The 13022-nt window shown below is 70.4% G+C and carries 15 protein-coding genes; 8 read left to right on the top strand and 7 right to left on the bottom strand.

Annotated features, from left to right (window positions below):
* Positions 1-75: 75 nt before the first annotated feature.
* Complete coding sequence (locus A0130_09690; GenBank protein ANF31909.1) at positions 76-1272, top strand: hypothetical protein; 1197 nt, start codon at positions 76-78, stop codon at positions 1270-1272.
* Positions 1273-1274: 2 nt separating this feature from the next.
* Here the strand turns inward: A0130_09690 and A0130_09685 are convergent, their stop codons facing one another.
* Entirely contained in the window at positions 1275-1811 is a 537-nt protein-coding gene (locus tag A0130_09685; protein ANF31908.1) for a molybdenum cofactor biosysynthesis protein, read from the bottom strand.
* Positions 1812-1904: 93 nt separating this feature from the next.
* On the opposite strand from A0130_09685, the gene A0130_09680 reads away from it, so the two are divergent.
* Positions 1905-3086 carry a monooxygenase gene (locus tag A0130_09680; protein ID ANF33380.1) on the top strand — a complete coding sequence of 394 codons (1182 nt, stop codon included), beginning with the start codon at positions 1905-1907 and terminating at the stop codon, positions 3084-3086.
* A gap of 9 nt (positions 3087-3095) precedes the next feature.
* Entirely contained in the window at positions 3096-3410 is a 315-nt protein-coding gene (locus A0130_09675; protein ID ANF31907.1) for a hypothetical protein, read from the top strand.
* Here the strand turns inward: A0130_09675 and A0130_09670 are convergent.
* Positions 3391-3978, bottom strand: coding sequence for a TetR family transcriptional regulator (locus A0130_09670; protein ID ANF31906.1), 588 nt, complete (start codon positions 3976-3978; stop codon positions 3391-3393). The genes A0130_09675 and A0130_09670 overlap by 20 nt on opposite strands.
* A 107-nt stretch (positions 3979-4085) precedes the next feature.
* On the opposite strand from A0130_09670, the gene A0130_09665 reads away from it, so the two are divergent.
* The 4 genes from A0130_09665 to A0130_09650 all read left to right on the top strand — a co-directional run bounded on the left by A0130_09665 (position 4086) and on the right by A0130_09650 (position 7052).
* Positions 4086-5105, top strand: a complete 1020-nt coding sequence (locus A0130_09665; GenBank protein ID ANF31905.1) for an aldo/keto reductase — start codon at positions 4086-4088, stop codon at positions 5103-5105.
* A gap of 31 nt (positions 5106-5136) precedes the next feature.
* Positions 5137-5841: a transcriptional regulator gene (locus tag A0130_09660; GenBank protein ANF31904.1), complete on the top strand. Its 705-nt coding sequence runs from the start codon at positions 5137-5139 to the stop codon at positions 5839-5841.
* A gap of 94 nt (positions 5842-5935) precedes the next feature.
* Positions 5936-6322 carry a glyoxalase gene (locus A0130_09655; GenBank protein ANF33379.1) on the top strand — a complete coding sequence of 129 codons (387 nt, stop codon included), beginning with the start codon at positions 5936-5938 and terminating at the stop codon, positions 6320-6322.
* Positions 6323-6692: 370 nt separating this feature from the next.
* Positions 6693-7052 carry a hypothetical protein gene (locus A0130_09650; GenBank protein ANF31903.1) on the top strand — a complete coding sequence of 120 codons (360 nt, stop codon included), beginning with the start codon at positions 6693-6695 and terminating at the stop codon, positions 7050-7052.
* Positions 7053-7116: 64 nt separating this feature from the next.
* Here the strand turns inward: A0130_09650 and A0130_09645 are convergent, their stop codons facing one another.
* From A0130_09645 to A0130_09625, 5 genes are all read right to left on the bottom strand, one after another.
* Positions 7117-7953 (bottom strand): spermidine/putrescine ABC transporter permease, encoded by an 837-nt coding sequence (locus A0130_09645; GenBank protein ANF31902.1) that lies wholly within the window; start codon positions 7951-7953, stop codon positions 7117-7119.
* Positions 7932-9140 (bottom strand): spermidine/putrescine ABC transporter substrate-binding protein, encoded by a 1209-nt coding sequence (locus A0130_09640; protein ANF31901.1) that lies wholly within the window; start codon positions 9138-9140, stop codon positions 7932-7934. Before A0130_09640 ends, A0130_09645 begins: the two co-directional genes overlap by 22 nt.
* Complete coding sequence (locus tag A0130_09635; GenBank protein ID ANF31900.1) at positions 9137-10243, bottom strand: spermidine/putrescine ABC transporter ATP-binding protein; 1107 nt, start codon at positions 10241-10243, stop codon at positions 9137-9139. Before A0130_09635 ends, A0130_09640 begins: the two co-directional genes overlap by 4 nt.
* 113 nt (positions 10244-10356) lie before the next feature.
* A complete protein-coding gene (locus tag A0130_09630) occupies positions 10357-11208 on the bottom strand; it encodes a lipase (GenBank protein ID ANF31899.1) in 852 nt (283 codons plus the stop codon).
* A 118-nt stretch (positions 11209-11326) separates the two neighbouring features.
* The gene (locus tag A0130_09625; protein ANF31898.1) at positions 11327-11740 is read right to left on the bottom strand and encodes a hypothetical protein; all 414 of its coding nucleotides are present in this window, start codon (positions 11738-11740) and stop codon (positions 11327-11329) included.
* 99 nt (positions 11741-11839) lie between these two features.
* Here A0130_09625 and A0130_09620 point away from each other — a divergent pair, with 99 nt between their 5' ends.
* Positions 11840-13018 (top strand): transporter, encoded by a 1179-nt coding sequence (locus tag A0130_09620; protein ANF31897.1) that lies wholly within the window; start codon positions 11840-11842, stop codon positions 13016-13018.
* Positions 13019-13022 lie beyond the last annotated feature (4 nt).

Here is a 13022-nt window from a genome sequence, read left to right as displayed (position 1 = left end):
GACATAACCCTCGCTTGCCGGCCTCCGAACCGCCCGCGGTGTGCTGTCCTCATCCACCCCAGCGAGAGGACCGCCATGAACGCCACCACGAATCGCCGCCGTCTCCGGATCGGCCTGTCCGCAGCCGTCGCGGCGACGGTCGTCGCCGGATCGGCGTTCGGTGTGGCGGTCTCCGCCTCCGCGGCCGGTTCCTCGGCTGTGGCGTCCGTGAGCGCGTCGCCCGACATCCACACAGCGCTGGGACTCGGAGGCTACGGGTCGGGATACGGCTACGGGTCCGGCGGGTCGTCCTCCGGCTCCACCGCGACCAGCACCCTCGGCTCGGCCAGCGCCGCGCAGGAGATCGGCGTCGTGGACATCACCTCCCAGCTGACCTACGACCAGGCGGAGAGCGCCGGGACGGGCATCGTGCTCACGTCGAGCGGGGAGATCCTGACGAACAACCACGTCGTGGAGGGCGCGACCAGCATCAGCGTCACCGTCGTCTCCACCGGCGCGGTCTACACCGCCGCCGTGGTCGGCACCGACGCGACCGATGATGTCGCAGTCCTGCAGCTGACCGGTGCGTCCGGCCTCCAGACCGCGCACCTCGACACCGCAGGCGACACGGCGGTCGGCGAGGCGGTGACGGGTGTCGGCAACGCGGGCGGAACCGGCGGAACACCCTCCGCGTCGCCGGGAACGGTGACCGCACTGGAGCAGTCGATCACCACCCGGGCCGAGCAGACGGCGGCTTCCGAGACGCTGCACGGCCTCATCCAGACGGATGCCGACATCCAGGCCGGCGACTCCGGTGGGCCCCTCTTCGACGCGGCCGACCAGGTCATCGGCATCGACACCGCCGCCGCCGAGGGCGGTGCGACGACCGCGGGCTACGCCATCCCGATCGAGGACGCTCTCGCGATCGCCGCCCAGATCGAGTCCGGCCAGGCGTCGGCGACCGTGACCATCGGGTATCCGGCGTTCCTCGGGATCGAAGTCGCCTCCGCGGCCGAGGAGTCCGCGGCGGGATACGGCTACGCGTACGGGTCGACCGGCACCGCGGGTGCGACCGTCTCCGGCGTCATCGACGGCGGCCCGGCGGCCGCGGCCGGACTGACCGCCGGCGACACGATCACCGCCCTCGGTGGCACGACGATCGGCTCCGCGCAGGACCTGACCGCCGCCCTCGCCGCGCAGAAGCCGGGTCAGACCGTCAGCGTCTCGTGGACGGATGCCGCAGGCTCCTCCCACACCGCCGACGTCACGCTGGCCCAGGGTCCCGTCGCCTGACGTCAGACGGGCGCCAGCGCCACGAACGGCCCGTCGGGAAGCGTCACCTCGATCGCATCCCCCGGCTTGACGACACCGCCCGCGAGCACGACGGCCATGACCCCGGCCTTCCGGACGACCTCACCGGCGGCGTCCACCCCGACGACCTCCTTCAACAGCCCCGGCCGGAAGCGGTCGATCTGCACGCACGGGTTCCGCAGTCCGGTCAGCTCGACGACCGCGTCGTCGCCCAGGCGCAGCCGGGTGCCGCGCGGCAGGTCGAGGATCGCGAGGCCCGAGGTCGTGACGTTCTCGCCCAGCTGCCCCGGCTCCACGGCGGCCGTCACCTCGTCGAACAGCTCCGAGTGGATGAGGTGGACCTGGCGCAGGTTCGGCTGCGTCGGATCCCTCCGCACCCGGGACATGTGCTGCACCGTCTCACCGAAGTGCGCATCCCCTTCCACTCCGAGCCCGGCGATGAGCGTGATGGCGTCCTCGGCGCTCTTCGAGAAGCGGTGCTCGGCCGCTCGGTTGACACCGGTCACGCGTGCGCTCGTCATGGGTCCATTCTTGTCATAAGGCCTGCGGAGGTGGATGTGACGACGACGACGATCGAACGCGACTGCGTGATCGCGGGCGGCGGCCCGGCGGGGATGGTGCTGGGATACCTGCTGGCCCGCGCCGGCCTGCGCGTGACCGTGCTGGAGAAGCATGCCGACTTCTTCCGCGACTTCCGCGGCGACACCATCCATCCGGCCACCATCGGCCTTCTCGGCGAGCTGGGGCTGCGCGAGCGCTTCCTTCGGCTGCCGGTCAACCGCATCCCGAGCCTGGACGCGGTCGTCGACGGCCACCGCATGACCTTGGTGGACTTCCGCACGCTGCCGAAGCCGAACGACTTCCTCGTTCTCGCGCCCCAGTGGGACTTCCTGAACTTCCTCGCCGACGAGGCCGCGGCATTCCCAGGTTTTGACCTGCGCATGAGCACCGAGGCGATCGGCCTCACCGTCGAGGGTGGCGCCGTCCGCGGCCTGCGGGCGACCGGGCCCGAAGGCGAGCTCGAGTTCCGGGCGACGCTGACCGTCGCCGCGGACGGGCGGAGCTCGGTTCTGCGGGATTCCGCGGGCTTCGTGCCGGACGAGTTCGGCTCCGCGATCGACGTGCTCTGGTTCGACCTGCCGAAGCCGGCCGACCCGCCCCCGCCGACCCTGGCATACCTCTCGTCCGAAGGCATGGTGCTGACCATCGACCGCGGAACGAACTATCAGTCGGGCATGGTGATCCGGAAGGGCGGCTACGACGAACTGCGCTCGGCGGGGCTTGCCGACCTCCGCGCACGCATCGTCGGCGCGGCGCCGCTCCTGCGACCGGTGGTCGACACCCTCGCCGACTGGGACCAGATCAAGCTGCTGTCGGTTCAGATCAACCGCCTCCCGCGCTGGTGGCGTCCGGGCTTCATCGCGATCGGGGATGCGGCGCATGCCATGTCGCCGATGTTCGGCGTCGGCGTGAACTACGCGATCCAGGATGCCGTCGCCCTCGCCAACGCGATCGGCGGCGATCTGCGCTTCGGCTTCGCACCGTCCGACACGCTGGCCGCGGTGCAGAAGCGGCGCGAGAAGCCGGTCGCGACGATGCAACGAGTGCAGCGGATCGGCCAGAACGCGATCGCGAGGCAGCGGCGGGGGCACCGGATCGCTGCGCGCTGGGCGCTGCGGACGCTGCGGGTGCTGTCGCCGCTCATCCGGCCGCTCGCTGCGCGGTTCATCGGCCTGGGTCTCGGCCGCGAGCACGTCGACGCGCGGCTCTGGCGGCGAGAGGACCGCGCCCGCTAGGGTCTCCCCATGCGTGAGCCTCGGGATGCGGACCGACGTCGACGACCGTACCTCGCGTGGTTGATCCTGGTCGGCTCGCTGGCGGTCATCGCCGGCGTCGCGTGGGTCCAGGCCGCGAAGACCGCGGCCGACCAGTACGCCCAACGCCCGCAGCCCATGCCGACCCTGCCGGTCCACGTCTATGCGCAGTACACGCAGCACGCGATCGTGCCGGACTACTCGGGCCTGTGGATGGGCTTCGCGGTGGTCGGTGTCGGGGTGCTGATCCTCGCGGCGGGCATCGTCGGCGCCATCAGAGACGGGCTCAGCGAGCAGGCGGCGTGATCAGCCCGTCCAGCAGGATCCCGATCATCCGGCCTGCCCGGCCGTCGGCGTCGCCGGGGTGGTCGTCCGCGAGGCGGCTCAGCGCGTGGATGAGGTCCTCGGCCTTCACGTCCGGCCGGATGGAGCCGTCCGCGGCGCCCGCGTCGAGGATCTGCTGCACCTTCGGGGCGAGCACGCCCAGGAACTGGCCGGGCAGCGGCGCGTAGGCCGGGTCGCCGGAGTGCAGCGCGCTGGCGAAGCCCCGCTTGGTCGCCACGAAGCGTCCGAGGCTCTCGGCCCAACGGCGCAGCGCCTCCGCTGGCGGGTACTCGGCGCCGAGCCGTTCCGCCTCGGCGGCCGTCGCCTCCAGTTCGCGCCGGAACACCGCGATGATCAGGTCGGAGCGCTGCGGGTAGTTGCGGTAGATCGTGCCGACGCCCACGCCGGCGCGGGCGCTGATCTCGCGCATGGGCGCGTCCACGCCGAGCTCGGCGAACGCCGCCTTCGCGGCCTCCAGCACCGCCTCGGTGTTCCGCACCGCGTCGGCGCGCTTGCGCCTCGGCTCGGCGGCCTCCTCGGCGATGGACATGAAACTCCTTGGTGACAAACGGAACAACGTTCCGTATAGTTACGGACGAGTGTTCCGCTTAGTCGAGCCTACCGCGTCCGCAGCGTGAACACCGGATGGAGGACCACATGAAGTACCGCCCGCTCGGCCGCACCGGCATCCACGTCTCGCCCTTCGCGCTCGGCGCGATGATGTTCAGCTCGTTCGGCAACAGCGACCAGGACGAGGTCGACCGGATGATGGGCCGCGCCCTCGACGCCGGCATCAACCTGGTCGACACTGCCGACGCCTACGGCGACTCCGAGCAGATGGTGGGCCGCGCGCTGAAGGGTCGGCGCGACGACGTCGTGCTCGCGTCCAAGTTCGCGCGCCCGATCGGAGACGACCCGAACCACCGCGGCGGGTCGCGCCGCTGGATCATGACCGCCGTCGAGAACTCGCTGCGCCGCCTCCAGACCGACCACCTCGACCTCTACCAGATGCACCGCCCGGACCCGGAGACGGACGTCGAGGAGACCCTCTCGGCCCTGACGGACCTGGTGCGCAGCGGGAAGGTCCGCGCGATCGGGTCGTCCGACATGCCCGCGTCCGAGATCGTCGAGGCGCAGTGGGTGGCCGAGCGTAGGGGCCTGGAGCGGTTCCGCGTCGAGCAGCCGCACTACTCGCTCCTGGATCGCGGCATCGAGCGGGAGATTCTCCCGATGGCGCAGAAGTACGGCATGGGCACCGTCATCTGGAGCCCGCTGGCGAGCGGGATGCTGACCGGTCGTGTCCGCCGCGGGCAGGAGAGCGACCTCCGCCGCACGCAGCTGTTCGCCGCCCTGCGCGACGAGCGTCGCATCGATGCGGTGGAGAGGTTCCTCCCGCTCGCCGAGGAGGCCGGTCTCCCCCTCACGCATCTCGCCCTCGCCTTCGTCATCGCGCATCCCGGTGTGACCGCCGCGCTGATCGGCCCGCGCACCCCGGAGCAGCTGGAGGACCTCCTCGCGGCCGCCGATGTCGAGCTCACCGACGACCTCCTCGACCGCATCGACGAGATCGTCCCGCCCGGAACCGGCGTCGGCCGGATGGACCAGGAGTACAACACGCCCCCGATCGTGGACGCCGCGCTGCGCCGCCGGGCCGTTCCGGACCGATCGGCGGCGTGACGGCGTCGGCGGTGGCGGACAGGATAGGGGTGTGAACCGCACCGACCGCCTGTACGCCCTCGTCGAGGAGCTCCGCGGGGTGGCGCCCCGGATGCGCAGCGCGCGCTGGCTCGCGGAGCGGTTCGCCGTGTCCACCCGCACCATCGAGCGCGACCTCGCGGCGCTCCAGGAGGCTGGGGTGCCGATCTGGGCGGAGAGCGGCCGCGCCGGCGGGTTCACGCTCGACGCCGCGGCCACGCTGCCTCCGGCGAGCTTCACCGCCGACGAGGCGCTGGCGCTCCTCGTCGGCCTGGGGCGGCTTCGGGGCGGCCCGCTCGGGTCGGCCGCGACGACGGCCATGCGGAAGATCCTGGCCGTGATGCCCGACGAGGAGGCGCGGCGGGCGACCGTCGCCGCCTCTCGCATCCACCTGCTCGAACCCGAGGAGGAGCGGGCGCCGGTCGTCCCGGAGCTGGCCGCGTCGCTGCGCTCCGACCGCGTCATCCGCCTCGGCTACCGCGACCGCGCCGGCCAGGCGAGCAGCCGGGACGTCGAACCGCTGGGCTCGATCGTGAAGGGCGACACCTGGTACCTCATCGGATGGTGCCGGTTGCGGGATGGGGTGCGCGCGTTCCGCGGCGACCGTATCGTCTCGATCGAGCTGACGGACGAGCGGCCGCCGCGACGCACGCTGAGCCGCGAGGACCTGGACATCCCGTTCGGCACCCTGCGCCCGGTCGTCGACGAGCTGCGCTGACCACCTGCAGAAACACCGACAGGACGGTGTCGCCGCACTCGTGCAGGCTGCAGACGTCGCCGAGCGCCGGCGCACCGTCAGTCAGGAGATCGTCATGTCGTTCGCATCCATCCGCATCGTCACCGAAGACGTCGAGCGCCTCGCCGCGTTCTACGAGCGCGTGCTCGACCGGCCCGCCGAGCGGCCTGCGCCCGTCTTCGCCCAGTTCGCGGGAGAGGGCGCCACGCTCGCCATCGCGAGCACCGCCACCGTGGCGATGCTCGACGGCGCTGTCGGCCCTGCGGCGAACCGCTCGGTCATCGTCGAGTTCGAGGTGCACGACGTCGACGCCGAGTTCGAGCGGCTCGGAGTGGCGGAGGCGGACGTCGTCCTGCCGCCGACCACGATGCCGTGGGGCAACCGCTCCGCGCTCGTGCGCGACCCGGATGGCAACGTGGTGAACCTGTTCGCGCGTCCCGCGCCCCTCACACCCGGCTCGTGACCGAGTCCCCGCCAGCCGCTGCGACAACCACACCGGGATGATCGCGAGGATCGTCAGCACAGCCGCCACCACGTTCACCACCGGTGCCTGATTCGGCCGGAAGAGGTTCTGGAAGATCCAGATCGGGAGCGTCTGCACGGCCGGTCCCGCGGTGAAGGTCGTGACCACGATCTCGTCGAAGCTCAGCGCGAAGGCGAGCAGCACGCCGGCGGCGAGGGCGCCGCGGACCTGCGGCAGCGTCACCCACAGGAACGTCTGCCACCCGCGCGCCCCGAGGTCGCCCGACGCCTCCTCGAGAGAGCTGCCCATCCGCCGCAGCCGCGCCTGCACGTTGTTGTAGACGATCACGATGCAGAAGGTGGCGTGACCGATGATCACCGTCGCGATCCCCAGGGTCACGCCGAGCGGCCCGAGGACGGTGGTGAACGTCGACGCGAGCGCGATGCCCGTCACGATGCCGGGCAGCGTGATGGGCAGGACGACCAGGAAGTTGATGCTCTGCCGCCCGAAGAACTGGAAGCGCTGCACCGCGAACGCGGCCATCGTCCCGAGCACCAGGGCGATGGCCGCCGCGCACAGCCCGCAGAGCACCGAGGTGGCCAGCGCATCCGCCGCGCCGCGCGAGTGGAACGCGTCCTCCCACCACTGCAGCGTGAAGCCGGGAGGCGGGAAGGAGAACGTGCGCGAGCTGTTGAACGAGTTGAGCACGATCAGGAGCAGCGGCACGTAGAGGATCACCAGGCCGAGCAGCATGCAGACCCCGGTGATGATCCGGGCCGGTGTCGACAAGAGCTTCATACGTTCTCCAATGCACCGGTGCGGCGGACCGCGAGCAGATACAGCACGACCGCCACGAGCGGTATGACGGACAGCGCCGCCGCCAGCGGTTGATTGTTCGCCGTGACGAGCTGCCCGTAGATGAGGTTGGCGAGCAGCTGCGTCTTGCCGCCGACGATCCCGACCGCGATGTAATCGCCGAAGCTGAGGGCGAACGTGAAGATCGAGCCGGCAACGATCGCCGGGAACACCAGCGGGAAAGCGACCGTGCGGATCGTCCGCCAGGTGGACGCGCCCAGGTCGTAGCTCGCCTCGAACAGCGAGTCCGGCACCCGGTCGAAGCCGGCGTAGACGGGGATGATCATGTACGGCAGCCACAGGTAGGCCAGCGTCATGATCGTCGCCGGCAGCCCGAACCCGGGTGTGTAGCCGCCGGTCGCGACCGCGATGGGCCCGCCCGGCTCCACGAGGATGCGCCAGGCGTACGCCTTCACCAGGTAGCTCGCCCACAGCGGCGTCGTCACCGCCACCAGGTAGAGGGCGCGACGGCTCGGCTTGGCCACCTTCGCGATGTACAGCGCGATCGGGAAGGCGATCACGGCGTCGATGAGCGTCACCCCGAGCGACACCAGGAGCGTTCGCAGCGCGACGGTGCCGTAGAGCGGATCCGTGAACAGCGTCGCGTAGTTCTCCAGCGTGAACGTCGGGACGACCGCACCCGTGAACCCGTCCACCGTCCAGAAGGAGGAGACCAGCAGGACGGCGATCGAGCCCAGATAGATGACGACGAGCCAGAGAAGGGGCGGCCCGAGCACGAGGCTCAGGCGAGCCCTCATCCCTTGATCTCCTGCCACTTGTTGACCCACTCGCTGTAGGCGGTGCAGTTCGTCCCGCTGCCGTCCACGCACTTCTTCTGCGGCGTCGTCCAGTAGTGGATCTTGGACGCGTAGTCGGCGTCGGTCGCGTGGTAGGTGGTGCAGAAGGACGGGTCGGTCGTCTCGTCGCACGCCTTGGTCTGCGCCGGCGCCTCACCGAACCACTCGGCGACCTGGGCGTTCGTCTTCGGGGACGTGATCCAGTCCATCCACCGGTACATGCAGTTCGGGTGCTTCGCCTTCGACGAGATCATCCAGGTGTCCGACCACCCGGTCGAGCCCTCCTTGGGGACGGTCGTGCCCACCTGGACCTTGCCGTCGCTCTGGATGAGGTTGGCGATCACCTGCCAGGACGTCCCGACCTCGCTGCTGCCCGACTCGAACGACTGCACCGACTTGGTGTAGTCGGACCAGTACTCACCGATGTTGGCCTTCTGCTTCTTCAGCAGGTCGACCGCGGCATCCAGCTGCTTCTCGGTGAGCGAGTACGGGTCCTTGATTTCGAGCGACTTATCATGCGCCATCAGGTAGAGGGCAGCGTCGGCGATGTAGATCGGGGAGTCGTACGCGGTGACCTTGCCGGCGTACTTCGATGCGTCGTCGAACACGGCCGACCACGAGTCCGGGGCGGGCGTGACGGTGGCCTTGTTGTACATCAGCACGTTCGCGCCCCAGCCGTGGGGGATGCCGTACATCTGCCCGTCGACCGAGTTCCAGGCCTTCTTCTTGAGGAAGTCGGAGATCGTCGCGTAGTTCGGCACCAGCTTCGTGTTCACCGGGGCGACCTGACCGCCGTAGACGAGGCGGAGGGTGGCGTCACCCGACGCCGAGACGCCGTCGTACCCGCCGGTGCGCATCAGCTGCACCATCTCGTCGGACGTGCCTGCGACCTTCGCGTTGACCTGGCAGCCCGTCTGCTTCTCGAACGGCGTGACCCAGTCGACGCTCGGGTCGTTGCTGCCGTCCTCGGCGTAACCCGCCCAGACGATGATGTTCAGCTGTCCCTCGTTGGCGCCGAGCTTCTTCGCCATCGGGACGTTCGGCACGGACGCGGAACCGCCTCCACTCGAGCCGCCGCTGGAGCACGCGGCCAGCACCAGAAGGGCCGCAGACGCGGCCGCGAGTGCGGCGGCCGGGCGCATGACGCGCTTCGTTGAACGGATCATGATTCTTGCCTCTCTTCTTCACCTCTGCTGGGAGGTACGTCTGCGGTGTCCGGGGCGGCGCCCGCCAGCTCCCGGAGGTCGTCGTCGTTCCACGAGACGTGCACGCGGGTGCCGCGGTCGAGCTCGCCGCGGTGCGTGCGGTCGTTGTGCTCCAGCACGGAGATCCGCGGTCCGGCATCCAGGTCGACGACGCGGCGGATGCTGTTGCCCGCGTAGACGGACTCGACGAGCGTCCCGGTGGCCGTGGGCGAGCCCGTGGAGTCGGGCACGGTGCTCAGGGTGAGCTTCTCCGGCCGGATGGAGAACTCCCCCTCTCGGCGCAGCACCGACTGGGCGTGCTCGCGGTCGAACAGGTTCGAGGTGCCGACGAAGTCCGCGACGAAGCGGGAGACCGGGTGCTCGTAGAGCTCGCGCGGCGTCCCCAGCTGCTCGATCCGCCCGTTGTTGAACACGGCGATGCGGTCGGACAGCGTCAGCGCCTCATCCTGGTCGTGCGTGACGAAGACGAACGCGATGCCCAGCTCGTGCTGCAGCTGCTTGAGCTCGACCTGCATCTGCTGCCGTAGCTTGAGGTCGAGGGCGCCGAGCGGCTCGTCGAGCAGCAGCGCCTTGGGCTGCACCACCGTCGCCCGCGCGAGGGCCACCCGCTGCCGCTGGCCGCCCGACAGCTGCGAGGGCTTGCGAGTGGCGAAGCCCTCGAGGCGGACGGAGGCGAGCGCATCCATCGCCCGCCGGCGCCGCTCGGCCCGGGCGACCCCGCGCACGCGCAGCCCGTAGGCGACGTTTTCGAGGACGTTCATGTGCGGGAACAGCGCGTAGTCCTGGAACACGGTGTTCACCGGGCGGGAGGCGGCGGGCTTGTCCGTCACATCCTGCCCGAACAGCTCGATCGTGCCCGAGGTCGGCTGCTCGAATCCGGCGATGCAGCGGAGCACCGTCGTCTTGCCGGACCCGGACGGGCCCAGCATGGAGAAGAACTCACCCGCGGCGATCTCCAGGTCCAGGTGGTCCACGGCCGAGACCGAGCCGAAGAGCTTGGTCAGCTGTGTCAACCGGATAGCGGGCAGTTCGGGCACTCGGGGCTCCTTCGTCAGTGAGCAAATCGTAGACGATCCGCCGCACGACGAAAAGCTTTGTATTCAGGCGTGCCGACCAAGGATTCCGAAGGTTTTTGAAAGCGCCGGAACCGATTCCGCGCCGTGAGGGGCTCCCGCCGCTACACGCAGCTGGGCTGATACGCCGGATTCGCCGGACCGTTCGGCACGCTCAGGGCCTGCAGAACCAGCTGCTGCACCACCGGATCGTTGGGCGTCTGGTCGTGCTCGATCGGGTCGGCGGGACACTTGTCCTGGATGACGAGGTTCGTCACCTGCGATGCCGAACCGGCCAGCGCCTGGCTCTGGTAGGGCGTGACGACCTCGTCGTGCGTGGTCGAGATGACGGTGTAGCTCGGACCCTTCACCGTGTCGCCGATGGAGTTCAGCTTCTGCAGGAAGGCGGACCCGGCCGTCTGGTCGGCGCACGCCGGGCACGCGTTCGGGTCGGCGCTGGTCAGCGCGGGGAGGCCGTCCGGGCCCGGGACGATGACGCCGCGGGTGCCGTGATTGGAGGGTGCGATGCCGATCAGCTGGTGCACCTTCTTGGCGCCGCCGAGGAAGCCCAGGTAGTAGCGCGGCATCATCCCGCCCTGGCTGTGCCCGACGATGTCGACCTGCGAGGCCTTCGTGGAGGCGAGCACCGCGTCCACGAACGGTGCGAGCTGCTGAGCGGACTGCGCGATCGGACCGGAGGCCGCCACGCCGTTGTACTCGCCGTAGTCCAGCGCGTACACGCAGTAGCCGGCCTGCTTGAGCTTCGGCGACATGGTGGCCCAGTTCTTGGCCATGCTCTCGAACGTGCCGGGCACCAGGATCACCGGATACGGGTGAGCGGCCGACGGCACGCACGACCAGTCGTTCGCGCCGGGAGGCGACACGGACACGGTGCCCGCCTGCGCGGGAACGGCGAGCGCGAACGCCCCGAGGGTCGCCGCCGCGGCGGTGACGATCAGCTTCTTCAGTATCGACATCGGTACCTCTTCCATCGCAGCTCGCTTGGGGGACGCGAGCTCGGCGGAGGACGGTAGACGCGCGGCACCGAGGGATCAAGCGGTTCTGAGACGTTGGGAGAGGGTGCGCAGGAGGCCCTCAGGCAACCGTCCGCACCGCCCGCGCGCGCAGCACCATCGCCGACGCGATCGCCAGCACCACGATGCCGATGGACTCGACGATCACCGTCTCGGGGACGAGTGTGAACGACCACGACTCGGTGATGCCGAAGAGCCCGACCGTGAGAGCGAGCAGCAGGGCGGCGAGGCTCGCGATCAGAAACAGCAATCCGAGCACGGTGACCGCTTGCAGGAGCCGGCCGCGCGTGACGAGCATCCCGATGGCGAGCACGATGCCCGCGATCGCGTTGAGGATGAAGAACACCCCGAGGATCCCGCCGACCCCGTCGAAGACCAGGAACAGGTGGATCCCGCCCGCCGCCGCGAGGAGGATCGCGCTCAGGATGCGCATGACCCAGGGGAGGCCCAGGATGCCCCGACGGCTGTCGCTCATTTCTCTACCCGCTTCCACTTCGCGCCTCCACCCGGCGAAGGCGTCATGGGGAACACGAGGCGGCAGCGGGAAAGGTTCACCGGCCGCTAGCATCGGCTCATGCCCGCCGCCGCCTGGGATCCCGGGACCCTCCGCCAGGCCGCCGGCGGACTCGTCGCGCTGACCGTCGCCACGTTCCTCGCGGTCACCACTGAGATGCTCCCCGTCGGTGTGCTCCCGGCGATCGGGCGCGACATCGGGGTCAGCGACTCGGTGACCGGTCTGCTGGTGACGGTGTACGCGTTCATGGTGGCCGTGCTCGCCGTGCCGCTGACGCTGTCCACGGCCCGGGTGTCGCGCAAGGTACTGCTGACCTCCACGATCGTGGGCTACACGATCAGCAACGCGCTCGTCGCCGTGGCGCCGGACTTCGGAGTGCTGGCGGCCGGGCGCGCCTTCGGCGGTATCGCCCATGCCCTGTTCTTCTCGGTCAGCATCGGCTACGCCTCGCGGCTGGTCCGGCCGGCGTTCACGGGGCGGGCGCTCGCCATCGTCACGGCGGGTGCGGCGGCGGGATTCGTGCTCGGTGTGCCGCTCTCGACGTCGCTCGGGAACGCGGTCGGTTGGCGGGCCGCCTTCGGGGTGCTGGCGGGCGTGTGCGCGCTCACGGTGGTGTTCGTGCTCGTTCTGCTGCCGGCGGTCCCCGGCGGGGGGACGGAGCACACCGGCGCGGGGGTCGGAGCGCGTCGCGTGCGGCTCGGGATCGTGTCCACCGCCAACGCCGTGGTCTACCTGGGGCAGTTCACGGTCTACACCTTCGTGTCGGTGCTGCTCCTCGGCGCAGGGCTGCCGGAGGCGGGGATCGGCCCGGTCCTGCTGGGGCTCGGCGCGGTCGGACTGCTCGGGACGTGGTTCGCGGGGTCCATGCTCGACAGGCGGCCGCGCTTCGTGGTCCTGGTGCTGCTGAGCGTCCTGACCCTGGCGCTGGTCGCGGTGGGGCTCGTGTTCCCAACTCTCGGCGGGACGCTCGCCGCGGCCGCGTTCTGGGGCGCCGCATTCGGCGGGGTGGCGTCGGTGTTCCAGACCGCCGCCATCCGCACCCGCGGCGCGACCCCGGAGGTGGTCGGCGCGCTCGTCAACTCGACGGCGAACATCGGGATCGGCGGAGGCGCGGCGATCGGCGCCGCGGTGCTCGCCGGGCCCGGCGCCGGGTGGCTGCCGTACGCAGGTGCGGCGCTCGTGCTCGTGGGCCTGGTGATCGTACTGGTGGCCCGGCGGTCGTTCCCGTCCGAGCCCTGAACGG

The organism is Leifsonia xyli, assembly GCA_001647635.1.
GTDB classification, from domain to species: domain Bacteria; phylum Actinomycetota; class Actinomycetes; order Actinomycetales; family Microbacteriaceae; genus Leifsonia; species Leifsonia xyli_A.
Note: the sequence above shows the minus strand (reverse complement) of the source record. Positions and strands in the feature narration are given on the sequence as shown.